Annotated in this window: 18 protein-coding genes; 11 read left to right on the top strand and 7 right to left on the bottom strand. The window is 63.9% G+C overall.

Annotation, left to right across the window (positions count from 1 at the left end):
- The first annotated feature begins 103 nt into the window (after positions 1-103).
- Together ABWK72_RS20225 and ABWK72_RS20230 are read left to right on the top strand one after the other, a co-directional pair.
- On the top strand, positions 104-1,114 hold the full coding sequence (locus tag ABWK72_RS20225; protein ID WP_367871389.1) for an alpha/beta hydrolase: 1,011 nt from the start codon (positions 104-106) through the stop codon (positions 1,112-1,114).
- Positions 1,115-1,152: 38 nt separating this feature from the next.
- Positions 1,153-1,902: an SDR family NAD(P)-dependent oxidoreductase gene (locus tag ABWK72_RS20230; protein ID WP_367871390.1), complete on the top strand. Its 750-nt coding sequence runs from the start codon at positions 1,153-1,155 to the stop codon at positions 1,900-1,902.
- Between the two features lie 11 nt (positions 1,903-1,913).
- On the opposite strand, the gene ABWK72_RS20235 is transcribed toward ABWK72_RS20230, so the two are convergent.
- Positions 1,914-2,300, bottom strand: a complete 387-nt coding sequence (locus ABWK72_RS20235) for a glyoxalase superfamily protein (protein ID WP_367871391.1) — start codon at positions 2,298-2,300, stop codon at positions 1,914-1,916.
- A gap of 17 nt (positions 2,301-2,317) precedes the next feature.
- Positions 2,318-3,748: a hypothetical protein gene (locus ABWK72_RS20240; protein ID WP_367871392.1), complete on the bottom strand. Its 1,431-nt coding sequence runs from the start codon at positions 3,746-3,748 to the stop codon at positions 2,318-2,320.
- 248 nt (positions 3,749-3,996) lie between these two features.
- On the opposite strand from ABWK72_RS20240, the gene ABWK72_RS20245 reads away from it, so the two are divergent.
- Genes ABWK72_RS20245 through ABWK72_RS20260 form a run of 4 tightly spaced genes read left to right on the top strand, consistent with a single transcriptional unit; the run spans position 3,997 to position 10,662 of the window.
- Positions 3,997-5,475 (top strand): Wadjet anti-phage system protein JetA family protein, encoded by a 1,479-nt coding sequence (locus tag ABWK72_RS20245; RefSeq protein ID WP_367871393.1) that lies wholly within the window; start codon positions 3,997-3,999, stop codon positions 5,473-5,475.
- Positions 5,472-6,101 (top strand): DUF4194 domain-containing protein, encoded by a 630-nt coding sequence (locus tag ABWK72_RS20250; protein WP_367871394.1) that lies wholly within the window; start codon positions 5,472-5,474, stop codon positions 6,099-6,101. The genes ABWK72_RS20245 and ABWK72_RS20250 overlap by 4 nt, the downstream gene beginning before the upstream one ends.
- A gap of 8 nt (positions 6,102-6,109) precedes the next feature.
- Entirely contained in the window at positions 6,110-9,430 is a 3,321-nt protein-coding gene (locus tag ABWK72_RS20255) for an SbcC/MukB-like Walker B domain-containing protein (RefSeq protein ID WP_367871395.1), read from the top strand.
- Positions 9,427-10,662, top strand: a complete 1,236-nt coding sequence (locus ABWK72_RS20260) for a Wadjet anti-phage system protein JetD domain-containing protein (protein WP_367871396.1) — start codon at positions 9,427-9,429, stop codon at positions 10,660-10,662. Before ABWK72_RS20255 ends, ABWK72_RS20260 begins: the two co-directional genes overlap by 4 nt.
- 10 nt (positions 10,663-10,672) lie before the next feature.
- Here the strand turns inward: ABWK72_RS20260 and ABWK72_RS20265 are convergent, their stop codons facing one another.
- The 4 genes from ABWK72_RS20265 to ABWK72_RS20280 all read right to left on the bottom strand — a co-directional run bounded on the left by ABWK72_RS20265 (position 10,673) and on the right by ABWK72_RS20280 (position 14,214).
- Positions 10,673-10,951 (bottom strand): type II toxin-antitoxin system YafQ family toxin, encoded by a 279-nt coding sequence (locus ABWK72_RS20265; protein ID WP_367871397.1) that lies wholly within the window; start codon positions 10,949-10,951, stop codon positions 10,673-10,675.
- The gene (locus ABWK72_RS20270; protein WP_367871398.1) at positions 10,932-11,192 is read right to left on the bottom strand and encodes a type II toxin-antitoxin system RelB/DinJ family antitoxin; all 261 of its coding nucleotides are present in this window, start codon (positions 11,190-11,192) and stop codon (positions 10,932-10,934) included. Before ABWK72_RS20270 ends, ABWK72_RS20265 begins: the two co-directional genes overlap by 20 nt.
- Positions 11,193-11,255: 63 nt before the next feature.
- On the bottom strand, positions 11,256-11,600 hold the full coding sequence (locus tag ABWK72_RS20275; protein WP_367871399.1) for a hypothetical protein: 345 nt from the start codon (positions 11,598-11,600) through the stop codon (positions 11,256-11,258).
- Between the two features lie 100 nt (positions 11,601-11,700).
- Positions 11,701-14,214 carry a M16 family metallopeptidase gene (locus tag ABWK72_RS20280; RefSeq protein ID WP_367871400.1) on the bottom strand — a complete coding sequence of 838 codons (2,514 nt, stop codon included), beginning with the start codon at positions 14,212-14,214 and terminating at the stop codon, positions 11,701-11,703.
- A gap of 45 nt (positions 14,215-14,259) precedes the next feature.
- Between ABWK72_RS20280 and ABWK72_RS20285 the strand changes: the two genes are divergently transcribed.
- The 4 genes from ABWK72_RS20285 (at position 14,260) to ABWK72_RS20300 (ending at position 20,126) form a co-directional block, all read left to right on the top strand.
- On the top strand, positions 14,260-14,730 hold the full coding sequence (locus ABWK72_RS20285) for a hypothetical protein (RefSeq protein WP_367871401.1): 471 nt from the start codon (positions 14,260-14,262) through the stop codon (positions 14,728-14,730).
- Between the two features lie 119 nt (positions 14,731-14,849).
- Positions 14,850-17,132 (top strand): DUF6288 domain-containing protein, encoded by a 2,283-nt coding sequence (locus tag ABWK72_RS20290; RefSeq protein ID WP_367871402.1) that lies wholly within the window; start codon positions 14,850-14,852, stop codon positions 17,130-17,132.
- Positions 17,133-17,136: 4 nt separating this feature from the next.
- The gene (locus ABWK72_RS20295) at positions 17,137-19,200 is read left to right on the top strand and encodes a hypothetical protein (protein WP_367871403.1); all 2,064 of its coding nucleotides are present in this window, start codon (positions 17,137-17,139) and stop codon (positions 19,198-19,200) included.
- A complete protein-coding gene (locus ABWK72_RS20300) occupies positions 19,197-20,126 on the top strand; it encodes a hypothetical protein (RefSeq protein WP_367871404.1) in 930 nt (309 codons plus the stop codon). Before ABWK72_RS20295 ends, ABWK72_RS20300 begins: the two co-directional genes overlap by 4 nt.
- On the opposite strand, the gene ABWK72_RS20305 is transcribed toward ABWK72_RS20300, so the two are convergent.
- On the bottom strand, positions 20,127-20,480 hold the full coding sequence (locus ABWK72_RS20305; protein ID WP_367871405.1) for a hypothetical protein: 354 nt from the start codon (positions 20,478-20,480) through the stop codon (positions 20,127-20,129). It lies immediately after the preceding gene.
- A gap of 179 nt (positions 20,481-20,659) precedes the next feature.
- Here ABWK72_RS20305 and ABWK72_RS20310 point away from each other — a divergent pair, with 179 nt between their 5' ends.
- Positions 20,660-22,015: a C39 family peptidase gene (locus tag ABWK72_RS20310; protein WP_367871406.1), complete on the top strand. Its 1,356-nt coding sequence runs from the start codon at positions 20,660-20,662 to the stop codon at positions 22,013-22,015.
- Positions 22,016-22,059 lie beyond the last annotated feature (44 nt).

Consider the following 22,059-nt stretch of genomic DNA (forward strand, 5'->3'; position numbering starts at 1 on the left):
TACAGACTGATATTCTGCGGCGTTCGCGACCTCCTCCCGGCTGGCGAGCGCTGCAACTTCCCTCCCCGCTCAGCGCCCGAAAACCAATCTCCAAGCTACCAAAATGAATCTCATCAACCCTGCCGAAAATCCGAAAGTCGATCACCGCATCCGCGAGTTCCTCAAGATGCTCAATTCCGGCGATGGCAAGCCGATCGAAATGCTGACGCCTGCCGCGGCGAGGAAAGTCCTCGTGGATGCCCAGGCATCCGTCCCGCTCGAGCTCCCGGCCTGCGACATCGAGCAGAAGACCGTCGTCCAGGACGGATGGAAAGTCGATCTGACCATTGTCCGCCCCCCAGGCAGCGAGGCGGTGCTGCCGGCTTTCATCTTCGTCCATGGTGGAGGTTGGATCCTCGGCGACTTCCCGACCCACGAGCGGTTCGTCCGCGATCTCGTGGCTGACAGCGGTTTCACCGCGGTGTTCGTGAACTACACTCCGTCTCCCGAGGCGCAATACCCCACGGCGATCAATGAGATCCACGCCGCGGCGAAGTGGGTGGCAGCGCACGGCGAAGAGATCAAGGTGGATGGCAAGCAACTGGCCATCGTAGGCAACAGCGTGGGTGGCAATATGACCGCTGCCGTCGCGCTCATGGCGAAGCAGCGGGGCGGGCCGGACTTCCGATGCCAGATCATGCTCTGGCCGGTGACGGACGCCAACTTCGGCACCGGTTCATATCTTGAATACGCGGAAGGCTACTTCCTTTCGCGGGCGATGATGATGTGGTTCTGGGACGCCTATGCGCCCGATCCGGATAAGCGCCGGGAGATCCATGCCTCGCCGCTGCAAGCGACGGCGGCGCAACTCGAGGGATTGCCTCCCGCCTTGATTCAGGTGGCCGGGAATGACGTCCTGCGGGACGAGGGGCTGGCCTACGCACGCAAGCTTGATGGAGCCGGCGTGGATGTGACCGCGGTGCGCTATGAGAGCCTCATCCACGATTACGGGTTGCTCAATGCGATCAGCCAGGTGCCGGCGGTGCGAGATGCCCTGCACCAGACCTCGGAGATGTTGAAGAAGCACCTCAAACCAGGTGTCGCCACTTCGAGCGCCCTGGCTCTTCGATTTTGAGCGAACGGCTCCTGAAAACCTTTTTCGGTTCCAGAAACATGAAGTATCTAACAGACAAGGTGGCGCTCGTCACCGGAGCCTCGAAGGGCATCGGTGCCGCCATTGCCAGGGCGCTCGCCGCGGAAGGCGCATCGGTCGTCGTGAACTATGCGTCGAGCCGGGAGGGCGCCGAGCGGGTGGTCGCGGAGATTGCCGCCGCGGGTGGCGAGGCCATCGCGATCCAAGCGAGTGTCTCGGAGCCGGAGGACGTGAGGAGGCTCTTCGCGGAAACCAAAAAGGCTTATGGCAAACTCGACGTGCTGGTGAACAACGCCGGCGTCTTCAAGTTCGAGCCTTTCGAGAGGATCACGGTTGCCGAGTTCCAGCGCGAGTTTTCCACCAACGTGCTCGGTTCCATCCTGACCATCCAGGAGGCGATCAAGCAATTCGGGTTCGAGGGCGGGTCCGTGATCAACGTCAGTTCTCTGGCGGGCAGTCATTCACTGCCGAATGGAATCTTGTATTCCGCGACGAAGGCGGCGGTGGAGAATCTGACCCAAGGGCTCTCGGCGGAGCTAGGTTCGCGGAAGATCCGGGTCAACGCGATTGCTCCTGGCTATACCCGAAGTGAAGGGACCGTGGCCGAAGGCCTGTTCGGTGAGGAAAGCGTGAAGCAGTATATTACCCTTACGCCGCTGGGAAGAATTGGAGACCCCGGGGACATCGCGGCCGTCGCCGCCTTCCTGGCCTCGAGCGGATCTTACTGGGTGACTGGAGAAACGATCCGGGTCGCGGGTGGAGCGAGGTGATCCGACGGGGGTCAGCCAGCAGTCTCGGGCTCCTTGCACGGGACGTTCTCGTAGAAAACGAGGCGATTGCCAAAGGGATCGCCAATGCGGATTTCCTTGGTGCCCCACGGGGTTTCCTCGGGATCTCCCGGTCTGGAATACTTATACTCCTTTGCCCGCAGTTCCTGGCAATAGGCGAGCAGGCCGGGTGTCTCGATGCGCAGCGCGGAGCCCGGGGAGGCATCGCCGTGATGCTCCGAGAGATGGATCACACATTCCCCGCGGGAGATCTGGCAGTAGAGGGGAAAGTTCTCGCCGAAACGGTGCTCCCAATCGATTTTGAAACCGAAGAAGCCGACGTAATGTTCCTTCGCTTTCGCTTCGTCGAAGATACGGAGAATCGGGATGGCGGCTTTCATGGTGATTGAGGGGTTGCTCAAGGTGCTGCAAAGCCGTGGGTCCAATACAAGCTCGGCTCTCCGGATCCGATCCGGAACACGCGCTCGCCATTCACCCCGGCTGCCGAGCTGTCCGAGATTGGAGTCATGCCACTGGCGGCGTCCGTGGCATTGCGCCAGGTCTTCAGATCGCGGCTGCACCGAAGCAAGTGGGTATAGCCGGAGGAACGTGCCAAGCCGCTGATGGGAACCCGCAGAAGCCGCTGGCCGCCCTCGATCTTTGCGAGAGGTGTCGTCTGGCGGACGCGTGGGTCGCTGCCGAATAGGAACTCCAGATTGCTGGAGAACCCGTCGCCATCCACGTCCGCCTCGCGGTCGGCGGGCAGGCCATGGTGCAAGGACCACGCGCTGTATCCATCGCCCCCTTGGCGGAGGCGGACGTCGTCATAGATGATATTTCCTCCCTGATCCGTGGTCGTGGAGCGGAGCTCGACCGTGAGAGAGCCTTGGGGGGAAGCCAGCACCGGAATCTCTTTCAAGGTATAGCCGTCATCCCAGGTCTGGTGAATGTTGCGGACCAGCGAGGCGACGCGCCGCCCGTTGGCGTGGACTTCTCCGGTCATGTCCTGCTCACCCCAGTAGATGTGACGGGCGTAGAGGAACGAGAAAGTATAGGCTGCCCCGGGCTGCAGGCCGGTGATGGTCTGGGCGATCCCCCCGGGCCCATGGCCGCCGGTATCGAGCGCCTTGCTGCCCTCCGGGGCATTGGCTCCGCCGTACGCGATGATATCCACGTTTTCCCGGGTCACCAGCCAGCCGGGCAGGGAAGATCCGGACAGGTGGGGACTGCCGGCGGGGCCGCTGTTAAAGGGGTCGGTGTCGGGATCGCTGGTGGGGTCCTCGAATCCGCCGTTAGCGAGCCTCCGCCCGCCCCGCGAATCATTGATCGCGGTCAGCGAGGTCCACGCCTTCTGCGGCGGTAGGGGCAGGCTCCCGGTCGTCACGGCGATGCTATCCAGCAGAAATCCCTTCGGACCGGCGGTCAGGGATTCGATCCGCAGGGTCGCGGTGGCAGCAAGAGCCGTGAATTCGAGGCCGCCATGAAGGTATTCGTTGCTCTGGCCGTTGTGAATCTCGCCGATCGCTTGGCCGTTGATCAGCACCCGGGCATGGGACAGGATCCATTCTTCCTCGTTGTCGTCGCGGTAGGCGAGCGAGACGGTATGCACCGAGCCAGCCTGGAGGCCGGCGATGCTCTGCTGGATGAAGCCGCCACGCAGAGCCAAGCTCTTGCTCCCGGCGTAGACCTTGGCCTGGGTGCTCTCGATGGCCACTCCGGAATTGGTCCAGCCGGTGAGACTGTTCTCAAATCCCCAGTTGGCACCGGTGGGCGCAGCGGACGCGAACTGGCAGATGGAAACAAACGGCCATGCCGAGCGCGGGAGCCGGCTTACTCGAACCTTGATCATGGGAAACACACGGGGGGATGGTTTCGCTTGGGCGACGGAACCGGGGTCGCCTTCGGCTTCCGGGAAGCTAGCGATAACGCGGCACGGGATCAAGCGGCCGGTTTTGGGATGGTTGTCCTCCCTCAATCGAGGTGATGGTATCGTCGTGACTCGTTGAAAATGATCGTCCAAGATCCCGCTGGCGGGTGCCGGAACCGAACGATGCTTGGCAGCCGGGGCCGATCCGGTAGCTTCGCCGTCCCTGCCCGATGGATTCCGATTCTCTCAGCCGCCGCTTGCTCGGATCCGTCTCCCGGGACTTCTTCCGTCCGCTGTCGCGGCCGTCCGCCGCGATCTACATCGACTGCGCGGACCGGATCGCCGAAGCGGCCGGGGATGCCGGGCGGATTCCCCATGCGGATGCGATTGCACTGGTGCGCGAGACCCTCGGATCCCACCCGGATATCCAGCTCGGGGAAGACGAGGGCGCCTCGCTGCGGGATGCGCGGCAGCGTGCGGGCCAGCTTTTCAACCGCCTCTGCGATTCCGGCTGGGTGGAGGATCAGCAGCTCGGACTTCATGAGCGTTGGTCGCTGGTCTCGCCCGGCCTGCGCCCGCTGCTGCGGCTGCTGCGGGAATTGGCGGAGGATGAAGTCGCCGAGCTGACCACCTTCGCGGACACGGTGCGGGGTGTTTGTGAGACCTTGGAGCGGCCTGAGATTCTTGATCCGCATTTCAGGACGCCGGACGAACTGCGTGCGACCGTCACCGACCTGAACTCGCGGCTGGAGAATGCGGTGATCCAGCTCCACGGTGTGGAGAAGCTGATCTCGATCTTCGACCAGCGGCAGCGCGCCAGCGAGTCGCCCGCCGAGACCCTGCGGCTGCTTTACGCGGAGTTCGGTGCCGGCCAGCACATGGTCTGTTACGATGCCCTTCGTAGGAACGGCCTGCTACCGCGGCTGCAGGCGATCCGCATCAAGGTTTCGGACATCCGCGACCAGCCGCTGGTCAAGGAGCGCCTGGCCGAAGGCTTATCCGGCCACTACGGCTGGCAGGCAGATGACGCCTATGCGCGCGGCGAGCGGGCCCTGCGCGATCTTGAACGCCGCCTTTCTTCGATCCGTTTGGTGGCCGATGCGATCGACGCGCGCATGGCGGGGTTCAACCGCCTGTCCCAGCAGCGCTACACCTATCAGACCGAACTTCGCGGACGTCGGCCGGAGGTCGTAAAGTCGTATTGCGCCGCGGTCAACGCAGCCCATGCCGGAAGCAAGCTGGTCTCGCTGCGCGATGCGGAGCCGGACTTCATCCTGATGGTGCCTGAGATGCGCTGCTTTTACGGCGTGGAGTCGCTGGCCCGAACCCGGAGGACCCGCGCTGCCGCGGATCTTTCCTTCAGTCTCGGCGGCGAGCGCGAGAACGACGAGGAGGATACCCTCGAAGCTCTCAAGGAGCGCCAGCGCCTCGCCCTCACGCCGCAGCGTGCGGCACGGCTGGTGGCCCGCCTGATGGACGAAGTAGCGGGCACCGCCGGCACCGAGACCTTCGCTTCCGCCACCATCGACGACCTGCTCGATCTCCTCGCCACCGCTGCCTACGACCACGCCACCATGGCCGACGGCCGGGTACTGCGCTGGGCCGTGGACGGTCCGCGCCGCCTGGACGGTCTCGATCCCGCGTCCATTCCCATGGACGAGCAGGCGGAATGGAACATCGAGCGTTTTACCATCACCCGCCAAGCATGAGCGATTCCGATCCCCACTGGCCGCGCTTCTGGCCGGACGTCCCCGATACCGACCGCGCCCCGATGCGCGAGATCCTCGCCGAGTTGCTCGGTCGCGGCACTTTGCTCGGCACCGAGGGCAGCGGCCGCGATCTCTTCTTGCTCGCCCGCGATCACTACCAGGAGCATCTCAAGGATTTCCTCGCGCCGCTCGGCTTGGAACTGATCGTGGATGACGATTTCTATTTGCTCCAGGCGCGTCCGCGCCCGGAGGCTTGCCTGCTGCTCGCGCAGTTCACGAAGGATGAGACGCTGCTTCTGTTAGTCTTGTGGCGCGCCTGGGACGATCACCGCAATAGCCGCGCGGAGCAGTCCATCGTGATCACCGTTGATGACCTCTGGCAACGTTTCAAGGCGACCTTCGAGAACATCGAGCCGCCGGAGAAGACTCACTTGGAGCAAGTGCTCGCGCGCCTGAAACGCCACCGCCTGGTCCGCACCCAAAGGACCGATCCGGCGGCACCGATCGGCGAGATGTTGATCGAGATCCTGCCGAGCCTCGCCCGCACCATCCCCTTCGATTCCATCGAAGCCTGGCTCGCCCGCACCGCCCTTTACCAACCGGCCCCGGCCGAAGCCACCGCTTGAACTCTCCCATGCGCGTTCACCTCAGTCGCATCCTCGCCATCAACTGGTATGGCTATCGCGACTTCATCGATGTCTCGGGCCTGACCCTGATCACCGGGGCCAATGGTTCCGGGAAGAGCGCGCTGCTGGACTTGCTCCAGTTCGTGATGCTCGGCGAGTCCTTGAGTCGCTTCAACAAGGCCGCCGCCGGTGCCGGCAGCGGCCGGACCCTGCGCGGCTACTGCCTCTGCGATACCAATACGGTGGGCAAGGACGGCCAGGAGAGATTCCTGAGGCCGAGCGGGGTGACCTTGGCGGCGCTGGAGTTCGTCTGGCCCGCGGGCTCGGGCGAAGAAGAACCGCGCCGCGAGACCTGGGGCGCGCGCATCGAATACGAAGGCCCGACGGCCAAGCCGCGGACGCTGTGGTTCGCGGTTCCAAGCCGCTTGGAGAAGGACGACTTCCTCGCGCCGCAATTGCTCGACGACTCGATGGCCTTCCTCTCCGAAGAGGAGTTCCGCGTCCACGTCCGCCGCGATCTGGAGGGCGACGTGTGGGACCGCCAGGCAACTTATCTGGAAGAGATGGCCTCGCGCTCGCATCTCGGATTCGACCGGATCCAGATGAACAAGACCTTGCCCAACTCGATGGCCTTCCAGCCGGTCGAGAGCTTCGAGAAATTCATCCGCGAGTATTTGTTGGAGCCGGGCTTGCCGGATGTGAAGGCGGTGCGCGCCAGTGTTGATGCCCACCGCCGTGCGAAGGATCGGCTGGATACGATGCACGACCAGCACCAGCGCCTGGTCCGCATTTGTGAGCAACACGGGGCCTATCTCACCGCGCGCAAGGAGGCTGCGCTCTTCGGTCATTTGCGCGATGCCCTGATCCATGAGGAGAAGTGCGAGATTCTGGAAGGACGCCGCACCAAGCTGGAGCAACTCCGCCGCCAGAACGAGGAGCAGCGGGCCGATCAGGAGGGTGCGATCGCCGAGCGGAATGAGCTTCAGCAGCAGCTCGATGCGGTGCGCCTGGTCGCGGGCAATGACTCGCAAATCGCCCACCTCGCTCAAGGTCGTTCGCGCCGCGACGAGGTCGGCAAAGAGATCGAACTCCTGCGGGAAGCCGCGAAGACGGCGCGGCAGTTCCTTCACGACCGCACGCAGTACTGGAAGCAGTGGCTCAAACATGCTTCCGAACTCGGTCTGGAAGAACCGGAACAAGCGGCCGAGTGGCTCAAGCAGATGCAGGGTGCGGATGAAGCGCCCGCGCTCGATGCCGCCACGCGGATGGCCCGCATCTATCAGATCCTGGAGGACGAGGGTAAGGAACAGCTCCGTCCGATCGAGGAGAGGATCAAGGAGTGCGAGACCCGCGAATCGCGCCTCAAGCGGGAGCTCGACGATCTCGCCAACAAGGGCAGCACCTTCGCCTCGCCCTTGCTCGATGCCCTGCGCTCGCGTGGGCAGAAGGCGGTGGCACTCGGCCGCGTGATCGAGGTGAAGCCGGATGCGGAGCCGTGGTGGCCGTTGCTCGAATCCTTGCTCGGCCCGAACCGGCAGGCGGTGCTCGCGGAAGATTTCACCGCGGCGTGGGATCAGGCGCAGCGCCTCGGCCACATTGATGAGCCGCTGGTGAACTCCGGCGAACTTGGCAAAGATTCGAAAGCCAAGCCCGGTAGTGTCGCTGCGCTTTTCGACACCTGCCACAATGCGGCGCGGGCCTATTTGGAGCACCTCTACGGCGACCTTGTCGCGGTGGATAAGGTCAAGCAACTCGACAAGCACCCGCGCGCGCTTTCCAAGGATGGCTGGCTGAAGGATCCGCCGTTGCGCATGCATCTTTCGCCATCGAAGGAATTCACGATCGGCGAGGAAGGCCTGCGCCGTCTACGTACGCTGCGCGAAGAGGAACTGGAAACCGTCCGGGAAGAACTCTCGCGCCAGAACCGCTCGCGTGATGATTGGAAGACCTGGCTGCATCGCGGCAAGCAGTGGCACCTCGACGATGCCGATCCGCCGGCCGGGACTTCCGGGCTGCGCGATCTGCCACGTCTCAAGAAGGAAGCGCAGGGTCTCGATGAAACGATCCGTCTGCTCGCCACGCCGGAACGCGAGGCCACGGTCGAGAAGCTGCGCGTGCTCGATAGGACCTTCCAAGGCGTGATCGAACGCATCGGCCGCCTGAACGGCGCGCTTGCGAAATTCGAGCAGCAGGAGCGCGAGCAGTTGGACGGCATCGCGATTTCCGTGGAGGAAGAGCAGTCCGCCCTGCAAGACCGCCGCCTCGGCCGCGAGCGTCTTGATGGCATTCGCGATGCGGAGATCGAGGAAAAGATCGAATCGGCCCGCGAGCAGTTCCCGAAGTGGCAGCAGCGCATCGACGCCGCGCGTGCCTTCGCCGACATCCAGCGCCACGATTCCGAGAAGGCCCGCGATACCCGTGATCTGGAGCGCGTCGCCCTCGCAGAGAAGCATCCGGACACCGCCGAATTCTTCGATGCTGCGGACGATGAAAACGTCCGCTACGACAGCCGCCGCCGCGAACTGGAGGAGCACGAGCTTGAGCGCTATCGCGTCGAAGCGGAGGACGCACAGAGGCAGTGGGAGGACCGTCTCCAGCACCAGGTGCTCGATGTCCTCAAGGAGAAGCTCGACGAAGCCGAGCGCACCAAGAAGGAGCTGAACCGCGCGATGGATCACGTCATCGGCGGCATGCGCTATCAGCTCTCGATGCGGGCGGACCGCACCCACAGCGCCATCTGGACGCTCGTCGACAAGGGGTTGAATCCGGCGATGGAACTCTTCGCCGCGGGCGGCAAGGAGGACATCGAACGCGCGAAGCAGGCGCTGATGGTCGCGATCGAGAATGCCGAAGACCCGCGCCACCAGAAGGCGCTCGATTACCGCTACTATCACCACTGGGACATCCAGGCCACGCCCGCGGGCAAGGGCGAGGGCTCGGCGATCTCGCTCAACAAAAGCGCCAAGAAGCAGAGCGGCGGCGAAAACCAAGCTCCCTTCTTCGTCGCCATGCTCGCCGCCTTCCAGCGCGTCTACGATCTCGGCAAGAAAGATCACCGCCGCAACCTCGGTCTGGTGGTGATGGACGAGGCCTTCTCGAAGCTCTCCGGCGACCGCATCGACGCCTGTCTCGCTCTCGCCCGGAACTTCGGCCTGCAACTTGTGATGGCCTTCCCGGAAGACCGCTTGCCGACGATGATCCAGCACGCCCAGACTGTGGTGCAGGCCAAGGTCGAGCGCGCTTACGACGAGCAGAGCGGCAACGTCACCCACATCCGCAACTGGTGCGCCCGGGTTGACCGGAAGCGGCTGATCGAGGCGCTGTCATGAAGCATCCCGCGTGGCTCGTCGAACTGCACCGGCAGTGGTACGCTGCCCGCGGGAAGAAACTCGACGCCAAGTCCCGCCCCTTCTCCCGCGATTGGCCCGATCTGCTTGTACACGCGGGAGTGATTTCGGCGGAGGACGTTGCCACTGCGGAACGCGAGGCCACCAAGTTCGCCGGGACCGGCAGGGTTGTTCTAACAAGGAATCGCTACCGCCGCTACCTCATCGAGCGCATCGCCCTGCCCCTGGCATCGGAAGCGTGGCTGCAGGGCTTGTTCGAATCGCCATTGCCGGCAGAGCTTCATCGCCAAAGCCTGGAGCACGTCGCCGCCGCAGCGGGCCGGAGCCACCCGCTCTATCCGGCATTGTGGTCGGATTGGTTGGAGCAGGTCCGGCAGGAATTCGAAGCGGGCCGCCACCTGCGTCCGCTGTTCTGGAACCGCCCGTCACTGGTCCGACAGATGCTCGAGCTCAGCTTCGGCATCACCGCCAAGGTTTGGCCCGGCGACACCCTCATTCGTGAGGCGAGCGTGGCGCTCGGACTCGGTTCAAAGGACCTCGAACGCTCGCGGCGGGTCCTTGAGTCCTGCCTCGGATCAATGTTCGGGCGCGCTGTCACGCTGGAGATGCTTGGCATCGCCGGCAGCGGCCCGCGGGTTGAAATCGCGGGTGAAGTCTCGCTCCATCTTCCCGATGGCAGAATTCAGCGGATGGATCAGGCGAGGGGCATCTACCACCTCACGTCGGACCTGTTAGATGCGGTCGAGGCCGCCACCCCGGCCAAGCGCATCCTCACCGTTGAGAATACCAAAACCACTCTCCGCCGCCTGGCCTCGCTCAACAGCGACAAGGAGACGCTGGTCCTCGGGTGCGCCTACCCCGGCCAAGGGTTGCGCCGTCTTCTCGCGCTGCTGCCGGGGGATCTTCCTATCTATCATTTCGGCGATACCGACCCCGCGGGCTTCCTGATTCTACTGAAGCTCCGTCAATCCATCGCACGCCCCGTGATCCCTTTCCTGATGCAGCACCGTGAAGGCAAAGCGCTGGCACCGCTCACCGGCTATGACCGTGGGATTCTTCCCTCCTTGCTCGCGGAGCCGCTGCTTGAAGACGTGCGCCCGCAACTTGAGGCAATCTCTTCCAGCGGTGACAAAGGCGACTTCGAACAAGAAACGCTCGGCCGGCCCGGGCTGGCCCACTGGCCATTCTACGGCTGTCACCCGGAGGCGGGCTAGCGCGCCGCTTCTAAAACAGGTCCGAATGTGATCCCGTTCTACCCAGGATCAGTTCATCCGGAAGCAGCTTGTAGATCAGCAGCCAATCCGGGTCGATGTGACAGTCCCGCCAGCCGCTCCAATTTCCAGATAGCGAATGATCGCGAAGCCGCTCCGGCAGCTCGGATCCGGATTGAAGCAGCCCGACAACGGCTTTCAATTTTGCCAAATCCTTCGCTCGCTTCGCCTGTCGTTTGACGTCCTTGCGGAACTGGCCCGTCTGCGTGAGCTTATTCGTCCCAAGAGGCATACAGGTCCTCAAGCGTTTCGAAGGACTCTAACCCGTCTCCCTGCTCCGCTTCAGTCAGAGCCGCGGCGGTAGTCGCATTCGGAACCTTGAGTTCCAGCGGGAATTCTCCGCGGATGGCGATCTGTCGGTAGAGCAAGCGAATCGCCTCGGTCGGGCTAAGTCCGATCGTTTCCAGAATCCGTTCCGTCTCCGCTTTGGTCGCGGAATCGATTCGGGCATGAATGACGGCCGATTGTGCCATGGGACGACTGTATCACGGCTGTGATACGCTGCAACTTCTCGTTCTCCCCGCGGTATTGCCTTCTCAAGCCCCCCGGCACAACGCCGAGATGAGCCTGGAGATCGAGGTGGACATGGTTCTCGCGGATGCGGGCACCTGCAAGCCGTGATCCAGTTCCAGATTGTCGAGAAAGGAGAGGAAATCTCCCTTCGTGATCCGGAGTTTTTCGATGGGTTCGTCCAACTGATGGGCACCGATCTCCAAGACCTCTTGCGCCAACTTCGAAACAAGGGCTGCGATCTCCGTTGGGGGAATTTTCGGGATGAGCTGTTGGCGCTCGGTATTCTTTTTGACCTGCTTCCGGAGAATCCGGAAAGCGATTCCGACGATGCTGACTACGGCGCAGATAAAAAAGAAGGCCAGCAGCAACTGCTGATCCGAAGCCGGTGTGGCCTTCTCGCGGGAAGGGTCCCGCGGAGGCTCACCGATGCTGGCAAGAGAGTAGGTCATGGCCAGCCTTCCGACAGCTTCACTCTCCCCGCGGCATCACTCGCGCCGTCACCGGTTTCCTCCCCAGCAGCTTGCCCGCCGCCGCCTTCACCTCGTCCGGCGTGATCGCCTTGAAGATTGCCGCCAGCGCGCGGTGATGGGTGATTCCCAAACCGAACAGCACATCCACCGCCGCCAGGCGCGCGATCGAGCCGGGCGACTGCATGCCGATGGCAAGACTGGAAAGCACCGTGGCGCGCACCCGCTCGAAGGCTTCCTCCGGAATCCCATCCGCCGCGATCTTCGCAATCTCCGAAGTGAGTTCGCGCTGCGCCAGATCGACCTGCGCCGGATCGGTCGCGAGGTAGAAGCCGAAGAAGCCGGTATCGTGGCCGTGGAACTGCGTGGCACCGACCTGATAGGCGAGACCCAGTTCCTCGCGGATCCGGATGAAGAGCGGCCCGGCCATGTCCGTGCACCATTCCTGAATCATCCGCAGCGCGAAGCGTTCCGGGGCCAGAGCGGAGCAGCCGGGGTAGGCGAGCGCCAGCACCGCCTGCTTTTTCGGCAGGAAGGCCTCGATCTCGAAATCGCCGCCGGTCGTCGCGGCGGGGGCCTGCCACGGCGTGCCGGTCGGCAAGCGACCGATGCCTTCCGCGAGCAAGTCGCGGGCTTGGGCCGGGTCGAAGTCGCCGGCCAGCGCGAGGACCAGATTGCTGCCTTGGAAATGCCGCGAGTGGTGGGCGGATAGGGCGAAGCGGTCGAGCTTGGCCAGGGATTCCTCCGTGCCCAGGGTCGGCAGGCCGTAGCCGCTGCCATTGAAAAGATGCTGCCGGGCGAGCCGGAAGGCCGTCGAAAGCGGGTCCTCCATGGATTCACGCAGCGAGGCCAATTGGCTGGCTTTCTCGCGCTCGATCGAGTCGCCATGCAGGGCCGGTTCCGCCAGCACTTCCGCCAGCAGGGGCAGCAAGGCCGAGAAATCGGGCGCTAGGCCGGAGAGCTGGGCCAGCATGGCGTTGTTGCCGGAGGCGGCGCCCAGCGTGGCGCCCAGCGATTCCAGCAGGCCGGCCAATTCGGCGGCGCTGCGGTGCATCGTTCCCTGTGGCAGCGTGGAAGCCAGCAAGGTATTCAGCCCGGCATTCTCGGGAATCTCCGAGATCAGCCCGGCGCGCACCGCGACCTGCGCGGCGAAGACTGGCACGCGATGGTCCGGTAGCAGCGCGATCACCGCGCCATTCGGCAGCGTGAGGCACTCCGGTTCCGGCCGGACCCGTGCGGCTGGCTTCAGACTCGCGGGTGCCGGTGCTTCCTCGGGATCGAGGATCGTGAGGGTCATCTGGTCCTCGGTCAGGCGACCCATCGCGCGGCGCACATCGGCGGCGGTGGTCGCATTCAGGGCGGCGAGGTAGCGGCGTGTGAAATCGAGATCGCGGGCCTCGTGCCAGTTCGAGGCCAGATCGCTGGCCCGTCCGGAAACGCTGGTCAGCGTCTTGAACTGGCTCGCCGCGATCTGGCGGCGGGCCTTGGCCAGATCGTCGTCGAGAGCGGTGGAAGGGAAAGCAGCCAGCTCCTGCAATATGGCCGCAATCAGTTCGTCGCGCTTCTCCGGTTCGACCTCCGCGGAGATCGCGAAGATGCCGTCGCGGCCCGCATTACTCCAGGACCAGGCGGAAATTTCCAGCGCCAGCCCGCGCTCCTCGCGGAGGTGGCGGTAAAGCCGCGCCGAGCGCCCGCGGCCGAGGATCGCTGCGGCGAGGTCGTAGGCCGGCACGTCCGGGTGGCCGAGCGGCGGGATCTTCCAGCCCAAGCTGATCCGGCTGGCGGGGACGGCAAAGCTGGCGCGGCCACGGCGTGGCCCAAGCTGCACACCATCCTGCGGCACCACCGGTTCCGCCCCGCTGCCGCGGGCGAAGCCGCCGAAGTGGCTCGTGATCGCCTCTCGCACCGCCTCGGCATCGAAATCGCCCGCCAGGCACAGGCCGCAGCGGTCGGGGGTGTAGCGGGCGCGGTGGTAGCCGGTCAGGTCCTCATAGCGGATCGCATCGAAAAGCCCGCGGTGGCCGATCACCGGATGACGCCGCGGGTCGGAGGCGAAGGCGGTCGAGAACATCAGGCGGCTGGCCACGTCGTCCGGATCGTCCAGACCCATGTCGATTTCGCGGCGGATCACGTCCTTTTCCTTGTCGAAATCGGCTTCCGGCAGGGCCGGCGCGAAGACCATCGCCGCCAGCACTTCGAGGAAGGTGTCGAGCCCCGTGGCCGGGCCGTCGATGTAGTAAACCGTGCGGTCGAAAGTGGTGTAGGCATTCCAGTGGCCCCCTGCGGCCTGCACCGTGGTAGCCAGCTCGTCCGCGCCGAAACGCCCGCCGCCCTTGAACACCATGTGCTCCAGGAAGTGCGATAGGCCGGATCCCAGCAGGGCTCCTTCGTGCAGGCTGCCGGACTCGACCCAGAGCTGCGCGCTGACCACCGGAACCGCCGGGTCGGGATCGAGAATCAGGGTGAGGCCGTTCGGCAAGCTTTCCAGGGTGGCGGCGGTGGCAGGGTAATCCATGAATTTCCGGCTTGGAGCGACAGAAATGGAGGATACACCGGGGACATGCAACGGTGGATCGTCGCGGGTGTCTTGGTTCTTTTCCTTTTGGGAGGAGGCGGGCTGTTCACCGTGTGGAAGATCAAGCAGCAGCGCCCGGATTTCAGCTACATTCCGCTCCCCTTCAATCCCGCATCCACCGCCGAGCAGCGCGAGGCCACCGTAAAGGAGCTTCGCGACAAACTGCTGACCGATGAAATCCTTACCGGCGTGGTCCGCGACTGCAATATCGTGACCAAGTGGGGACTGCCCTCCGAATCCGCCGCAGTGGCCGAACTCCGCCGCCGCGTGATCATGAAGGCGGAGATCGACACCATCCAGAATGCGCCGACCGAGGTCATGCGCGTGGGTTTCAATGGGGTGGTTTCCGAGCACCAGGAGCTGGAGGCCTTGTCCCAGCGGCTGATCGAAGATGTGCAGCGGGCGATTTCGGGGAAGCCTCCGCAACCGGCCTCCACCGGAACCGGAAAATTCTAACTTTGGTGTGCCGGCCTCTGCCGGGGAGCACCCTGCGGAATATCGCTCAAAGTATCAGCTTGGCGTCTTTTTAGGGCTGGAAACCGAAACAAAAACGAGCATTGATGCGTCTTTGCATCATGCGCTACGGTATCTTCTCCCTTTTCGCGGTCGTTTCCGCTGCGGCGGCCCTCGGCGCACCCATTGAGGTTGAGCCATTTCCGGCCAAGGCAAATTGGACCCTTCCCGGCGGGGAAAGCGGCGTGCTGCTTGAAAAGGGTCAGTCTTCCGCCGTGTCAGTGAAGGTCCCCGGTCTCACCGATAAGGAAAAGGATGTCGGCGGCAGATGGCGCGGCGTCATCTCGGTGGACGTCTATGGCACCGCCCAAGGCGGAAAGGGCACGCTGGAGTTGGAAGCTCTCGACCCGCCGAGCGGCGAGGTATTTGCCAAGACGACCGCCACCGCCGGCGGGCGTGCACCCCGCGCGGAATGGGGTGTCATCGCCTCCTCCGGCCAATCCGGCGCGGAGGCGGAAAGAGCCTTCGACGGCAATCCGGGCACCGACTGGCATACCCGCCACGGCGCGGATCAGGCCAGCCCGCCGCACTGGATCGGTCTGGAATTCGCCGCGCCCCGGAAACTCGAGGGCATCCGCTACCAGCCGCGCCCCGGCGGCTATGCGAATGGCGTCGCCAAGAACTACCGCTTGGAAATCCGCAAGCCCGGCGCGGATTGGGAAACCGTGGCCAAGGGCGAATCGCCCAAGCAAGTCGCTGACTCCCGCACCCCGCTGGTGCTGAACCTTCCCGGCCCTATCGAGGTGGAGGCCTTCCGCTTCGTGATCGAGAGCGACTGGAGCGGCGGCGGCTTCGGCACCGCCGGCGAGATCGTGCCGCTTGGCATCAGCCTGACCAAGAAGACCGAGCCGGTCGCCGCCACTTCCCGCGCGTGGTTGGAGATCCCGGACAAGCTCATGGATCTCCTGCCCGGGAAAACTTTCGGCCTGCGGGTGCGCGCGGGCGATGGCCAATCGGTCGTGGTCGGCACCCCGCGCTTCAGCCGGGTCAATGAGAAGCCGACCGACAAGCTCTTCGGGCGCTCGAATGGCGGTAGCGGCCCCGACTTGCTGGGGGCAGGCCTGCTCGGTTTCGACGCGCTCACCGAGGACAAGCAATCCGTCCTCACCGTCATGGAGGTCCGCACCGGCAGCCCGGCGGCCAAGGCGAAGCTGAAGGAGGGCGACGTGATCCTCTCGTCCAGCGAACTCCCCTTGCCGCTCAACGAGCTGAATCCCGGCTGGGACTGGTTCCGCCACAGCCACGAGGCCGCGCTCGGCCGGAACTCGGAGATCCTCCTGAAATCCGGCAAGCGCTCGATGCCGCTGGCGATCCTTCGCGACGGCCTGCCTCTGACGGTGAATCTGGAACTGCCCCGGACCCGCTCCTTTACCACGATGGATCCCGCCACCGATCCGGAGGCGGCAGCGCTTTTGAAGGACATGCTCGCGTTGTTGGAAGACACCCAGCGCGAAAACGGCTCCTGGTCGGACGACATCATCCGCACGACCTTCTCCTCGCTGGCCCTGATGGCCACCGGGGACAAGAAATACCGCGGGCGGGTGAAGAAAGCGGTCGAGTGGTCGATGGAGAAATATCCCAAGCCGGATGCCTACGGGAACCTGGGTTTTTGGTACGGTGCCTACGCCGGGATACTCTACAGCGAGTGGCACCTCCTGACCGGTGACAAGAAGGTGCTGCCCCATCTCGAAGCGCTCCGCGATTGGGCGGTGAACGGGAAGCATAACTCGATCTGGAATGTCCCGGCCCTGGGCCACGGTCCCAGCGGCCTGCCCTATGAGAACAAGGCGCTGGTGGCACCTGCCTGCCATCTTCTCGTATTCGAAGCTTTGGCCTGCCGCTGCGGGATGAAGTCGGGCATCTGGGAAATGATCATGCCCTTCATGGAAATGGCGTGGTCGAATCCGAAGGAAGGCGGCCACGGCTCGCTCGGCTACAACCGTTCCTACAAGGACACCGAGGAATTCTGGTCGCGCAGCGGGCTCTTCTCGATGGCCGCCTATCTCCGCGGCGAACGGCCGGACATGAGTTCGGCCATGGTCGGCTTCATGGAGAAGAATCACCCTTGGATCCGCAATAGCCACGCCTACGGCGAGCCCGGCGGATCATGGGGCCTGCTCGGTCTCAATCTCGTGAAGCCGGAAGCCTACACCGCCGTGATGAAGGAATACGCCTGGTGGTTCTCGCTCGCATGGGAACCGGGCTACGGCCTGCACTTCACCCAGCCGCACATGGGCGCACCCTACATGGGCGAGGAAGATCTGATCAATGCCACCTACGCGCTCGTGCTCCAGGCACCGAAGCGGAATCTCCATCTCACCGGTGCCCACTTCAGCGGCCGCTAAGTCCATGAACCTCCGATTCATCCCCCTGTTATTTCTCGCGCATCCGCTCGCCGGGGCGATCTCGCTGCCGGACAGCGAGGCTGCGCTGGAGATCCGTACCGAGGACACGGCAACCCGCCGCCAGTGGGCGCTCGCCGAGCTGGAACGGGCGCTGGGCGAGCGCGAGTTGAAGAACCTCACGAACGGGCCACGCGCCAGCTTCTTCCGCGAGATACAGTCCAAGCTGTTGGAGGAGCTGATGTTCTCCGGTCCGCTGCCGGAGGATCCTGGCAAGATGATCCGGATCGCGGAGGCACTGTGGAAGGAATACCGCGGCGACTTCACCAACCGGCAGGAGCTCACCACCGCCGCCGCCGTGGCGCTGATGTATGCCAGGAAGGATTGGCCGGAGGATCAGGCCGCGGCGCGCTATCTCTATTTCCGCGACTCCCGCAAGGCCGGGAAGCTGCACCCGGTTTTCGAAACGCTGGAGACTTGGGAGAAGCGCTTCGTGGTCTCCGCCGGCGGCAATGGCGGCTGGGCAGGGGAGGGCGGTTGGGGGGAGGAATCGCTGGTCTGGCTGCGCGATCACGTGAAGCTGCCGGTGAAGGATTACACCGGGGCTTGTTGGCAGGCTCCCTACCGTCTGGAAAACGTCTTCGGCGATTCGATCCACGGTTCGAATTACTACGCGCCCTTCAACAAGATGATCCACGCCGAGCGCGTGCGGGAGGTCGGCGGGGTTTGCGGTTCGCTGTCGCACTATGGCGCGACCGCGGCACGCGCGAACGGCATCCCGGCGATCACGATGGGCGAGCCCGGGCACTGTGCCTACGCGGTGCGCACCAAGCGCGGCGAGTGGACGCCCGCTTACTCGCTCTCTTGGGAGCGCGGCCTGCACACTTCGCTATGGGGCCGGACCTGGACCCAGCTCGTGCTTCAGGAAAAAGTCCTCGATGAGAAGTACGCCGCGGATCGGAATTCCCTGCATCTCTGGCAGGCCCGCGCGCTGAAATCGCAGAATCCCGAATTGGCCGAGAAGGCCTACAAGCTCGCGCTCGCCGCCCAGCCGCTGGCCCAGCCGGCATGGCTCGAATACGTCACCTGGCTGCGGGATTCGCGGAAGCTCGAAGCCCTCCAGTGGAAGAAGGTCTACGACGAATCCCTGGTCGCGCTGGCCTCCTACCCGGAGGCCGCATGGGAGGTCGCCCAGATCATCCAGACCGCGATGATCAAGGATGTGCCGCAGGAGGAGCGGATTCCTTTCCTGCTGTCCTTCCACAATGCCATCGCCAGCCAGAACGGTCCGGTGATGTGGGACCTTCCCAAGGCGCTCGACGAGCAGGCGAAGCTGCTCGGGAATCCCGCGCAGGAACTGGAGTTCTTCGAGCAAGTCGTGACCCTTCAGGCGAAGTCGGAGAGCTGGCTCGCGCCGGTCGTCGCCTGGGGCAGCGAACGCTTCGGCAAGGGCGGGGATACCCGCTGGTTCGAGGCGCTCGGCCGCGGTCTCTCGACTGGCACCGGCGGCGTCGCCGGGGATGCGACGCGCAAGGCGCTGCGCCCGGCGATCTTGGCTGCAGCGGCGACCGGCAACATCGACGCCTTCCAGGCCCTCGCCAAAGTGGTGAGCAATCCCGAAGGCCCGAATCTCCCGCCGCTGGAACCTTTCTCCGGGGAGCTGCTATCGTCAGGCGGGCTGGTCCGGCTTTCGACGACCTCGAATTGGGACTCCCCCGAAAGCCATGCCGCCATTCTGGAGGAGAAGGGTGGCCGCTCGCACACCGCTGCGGAGGTCCACCCGCATGTGATCGTCCGTCTCGCGAAACTCGGTGAGCTTTCCGGAATCGTGGTGGCGGATGCCTCGACCGGCTACAACGCCAGCCGCATCGTGCCGATCAAGGTATCCGTCTCGGAAGACGGCCTGAGCTGGCAGGAGGTTTTCCGCAGCGAGAAGCCCGGCGGCCCCTGGCGAATCCCCTTGGAGGGCAAGGTCCCGCGCGCCGGCTGGGTCAAGGTCGAGCGCGACGACGAGCGCAAGGAGGTCTTCCATCTCTCGGCGGTTCACGTTTACGGAAGGAGGCTGCAGTGAAAAAGTTCCAAGTAAGAAGGACCAAGTGCCAAAGGAAGTCATGGATCGTCGCCGGAATGCTGGCGCTGGCGTCACTGGCACCAGCAGCGGAGCGGGCGGTCGATTTTCCGGCGGCGCTGGAGCAGGCGAAAAAGGGCGGCCAGGACATCGCGGTGCTCTTCCACGGCTCGGACTGGTGCCAGGCCGGGAAGAAGTATGCAGACCACTGGCGCGCCGAGGCTTTCCCGAACGCTGCTGGCGATGATCTGCTGGTGCTCGATATCGACCGGAAGGAAGAACCTTCCCCAGCCGACGAGGCTTTGGCGAAGCGCAACGAAGCCTGTCCGGTGAAGCCGCGGAGCTTGCCGGCGATCGCCCTTTTCGACCGCGAGGGCCGCTTGGTGGCATTGCGCGAGGGCACCCCGGAACTCGAATCGCTCGGCAAGCCGGAGCAGACGGTCCAGAAGGCCGTCGAGCTGCGCAAGAAGCGCGACGATCTCTGGAAGAAGGCCGAGGGAGCCCGTGGTCCGCAGCGCGCCGGCCTGCTTGCCGACGGCTTGGATCTGCTGGGGCTCGGGACGGGTCCCAAGAAGGTCTATGAGCCGGTGGTCGCGGAAATGCTCAAGGCCGATCCCGACGACCGCTCCGGCATGGTTGCCCGCTACACCTTTCCCGGGCGCAAGCTGCTGGACACCGCGGTGGAGGATGGCAAGGCCGGGAAGTTCAAGGAAGCGGACGACGAGATCGGCGGCTGGCTGAAGAAGACGCAGCTCACCAAGGCTCAGCGGCAGGAGGCGCTGGCGGCACGCTTCGCCCTCTACCAGCGCTGGCCGGAGAAAAAGGCAGAACTGCCCGCGCTTCTCAAGGAGATCGCCAAGCTCGATCCGAAGTCGGATTTGGGCGAGGCCGCGGATTCCTATCTGGCGATCCTGGCGAAGGAGAAGTGATCAGGAAAACAGCCGTTTCTCGAGCTTCTTCAAGAAGCGCTCCTCGCTGCTCGAAATGCCGTCGGCTCCCAGGATCTTGTAGAGCCAGGTGATCGCCGGGGCGGAGGTGCCGTCGCGGCGGATGAGATCGGCGTGGGAGTCCACGAAGGCGTCGGTATTGCCCGCGTCGGACGCCGCCTCGCGGGCCTTGGCGAAAGCTTGGAAAATGAAGATCTCCCGTGGATGCGGGGACTCCCAGCCGAGGGCGTCGAGCGCTGTGGTCAAGACCTCGTCTTCCGCCAGCGACAAGTGGTTGTCGAGGTAGAGGGCGAGGAACAAAAGTTCGATTAAAGACTGGCGGGACTCTTGCGTCATGGGCGGCTCCTTCCGGAGAGGGGACTAACAGTTGAGGGGAAAATGACAACCCGATTCCAATTGCCCCGTAAGCGGGCCCTTGAAACCGCGGAATTCCGCGGGAATTCTTAATTTTTCCGAACAAACTTCAGCCAACTTGAGTTGGACATGTGCGTTAATTTGTATAACAAAGAAAACAGATGAAAGCCCTAGCAGCAATGGCCGCTTGCCTTCTGGTGGTGCCCGCGATGGCGGCTCCGAAAGAGGAGAAGGAAAAGAAGGAGAAGGTTTCCCTGGATGAGACGCTTTTCGACGAAGGCTTGTGGGAAAAGAACCTGACCGACTTGAAAGGCCCGGAACCGGAGCCTGACAAGGATAAGGAGAAAATCCGCGAGGAGCTCAAGAAAAAGGGCGTGTATGTCGGCAAGGACCAAACGGACGGTTTCGCATGGCTATCCTCCGCGAAGGACGGCCTGCGCTCGCCTCCCAAGGAGTTCAAACTGATGGGCCAGGAAGTGGGCGAGGTGGTGCTCCGCGGCCGCGAAGGCAAGCCGATTGACGCCACCGTTTCCGTTTTCAACCGCGGTGACGACGGCGAGATCCCTTTCGCCACCTTCGACGCGAAGATGAAGGAGTGGAAGGGCTACCTCGACACCAAGCTGGTCGGCGTGCGCTCCGAGACCCGCAATGCCCAGCAGGGTGCCGTGCCGATCACGGGCTGGATGTGGAAGAAGGGCAACACGGCGATCGCGCTGGAAGGCAGCATCAACCGCTCCGAAAAGCGCGCAGAGTTCATCCGCCTGCGTTTCGCTTCGGTGTCCGCGGCCAAGGGTGCACCGACCAAGATGGCCCGCCGCGGAACCTTCGGCGACAACGTGAAGAAAGACGACAAGGGCTTCACCTTCGTCGAAGGCATCCCGATGGTGGACCAGGGCCAGAAGGGCTACTGCGTGGTGGCCTCGATCGAGCGCGTCGCCCGTTACTTCGGCTCGACCATGGACCAGCACGAGATGGCCCAGCTCGCGAATACCGACGAGGCCGGAACCAGCGGCGACGAGATGGAGAAGGCTTTCCAGCGCGTGACCGGCAAGATCCACCTGCGGACCCTCAAGCTGATCGAGTACGACAACCGCCAGGCCGAGCGTGATCTGCGCAACTACAATTCCGCCGCGAAGAAGAAGGGGGTTAAGACCTTCGACATCGACACCGACTACTACTACGTCGATCCCCGCCAATTCTGGTTCAATGCCGACAAGGACACCTTCCGCGAGATCAAGCGCATCCAGCCCGGATACGCGCAGTTCAGCCGCAAGATCAAGGAATACGTGGATCAGGGAATCCCGCTCTGCTGGACCCTGTATCTGGGCATGTTCAAGGAAGGCGACCTGCCCCAGAGCTACGGCGGCCACATGCGCCTGATCTTCGGCTACAACCCGACCACCGAGGAAATCTACTACACCGACTCCTGGGGCGAAGGCCACGAAAAGAAGAAGATGCGCATGGACCAAGCCTACTGCATGACCATGGCGCTCTACTCGATGGTGCCGAACCAGTAACCCGCTCTTCCAGTTCTTAACGAGCGCCGTCTCCGCAAGGGGAC

The organism is Luteolibacter sp. Populi (genome assembly GCF_040801775.1).
Lineage (GTDB): Bacteria > Verrucomicrobiota > Verrucomicrobiia > Verrucomicrobiales > Akkermansiaceae > Haloferula.

What these genes read in the sequence shown, in the direction of transcription:
- ABWK72_RS20285 (WP_367871401.1), top strand. Translation starts at nt 14,260, where the DNA reads ATGCAACGGTGGATCGTCGCGGGTGTCTTGGTTCTTTTCCTTTTGGGA.
- ABWK72_RS20265 (WP_367871397.1), bottom strand. Translation starts at nt 10,951, where the DNA reads ATGCCTCTTGGGACGAATAAGCTCACGCAGACGGGCCAGTTCCGCAAG.
- ABWK72_RS20255 (WP_367871395.1), top strand. Translation starts at nt 6,110, where the DNA reads ATGCGCGTTCACCTCAGTCGCATCCTCGCCATCAACTGGTATGGCTAT.
- ABWK72_RS20310 (WP_367871406.1), top strand. Translation starts at nt 20,660, where the DNA reads ATGAAAGCCCTAGCAGCAATGGCCGCTTGCCTTCTGGTGGTGCCCGCG.
- ABWK72_RS20290 (WP_367871402.1), top strand. Translation starts at nt 14,850, where the DNA reads ATGCGCTACGGTATCTTCTCCCTTTTCGCGGTCGTTTCCGCTGCGGCG.
- ABWK72_RS20270 (WP_367871398.1), bottom strand. Translation starts at nt 11,192, where the DNA reads ATGGCACAATCGGCCGTCATTCATGCCCGAATCGATTCCGCGACCAAA.
- ABWK72_RS20245 (WP_367871393.1), top strand. Translation starts at nt 3,997, where the DNA reads ATGGATTCCGATTCTCTCAGCCGCCGCTTGCTCGGATCCGTCTCCCGG.
- ABWK72_RS20240 (WP_367871392.1), bottom strand. Translation starts at nt 3,748, where the DNA reads ATGATCAAGGTTCGAGTAAGCCGGCTCCCGCGCTCGGCATGGCCGTTT.
- ABWK72_RS20235 (WP_367871391.1), bottom strand. Translation starts at nt 2,300, where the DNA reads ATGAAAGCCGCCATCCCGATTCTCCGTATCTTCGACGAAGCGAAAGCG.
- ABWK72_RS20225 (WP_367871389.1), top strand. Translation starts at nt 104, where the DNA reads ATGAATCTCATCAACCCTGCCGAAAATCCGAAAGTCGATCACCGCATC.
- ABWK72_RS20280 (WP_367871400.1), bottom strand. Translation starts at nt 14,214, where the DNA reads ATGGATTACCCTGCCACCGCCGCCACCCTGGAAAGCTTGCCGAACGGC.
- ABWK72_RS20295 (WP_367871403.1), top strand. Translation starts at nt 17,137, where the DNA reads ATGAACCTCCGATTCATCCCCCTGTTATTTCTCGCGCATCCGCTCGCC.
- ABWK72_RS20250 (WP_367871394.1), top strand. Translation starts at nt 5,472, where the DNA reads ATGAGCGATTCCGATCCCCACTGGCCGCGCTTCTGGCCGGACGTCCCC.
- ABWK72_RS20260 (WP_367871396.1), top strand. Translation starts at nt 9,427, where the DNA reads ATGAAGCATCCCGCGTGGCTCGTCGAACTGCACCGGCAGTGGTACGCT.
- ABWK72_RS20305 (WP_367871405.1), bottom strand. Translation starts at nt 20,480, where the DNA reads ATGACGCAAGAGTCCCGCCAGTCTTTAATCGAACTTTTGTTCCTCGCC.
- ABWK72_RS20230 (WP_367871390.1), top strand. Translation starts at nt 1,153, where the DNA reads ATGAAGTATCTAACAGACAAGGTGGCGCTCGTCACCGGAGCCTCGAAG.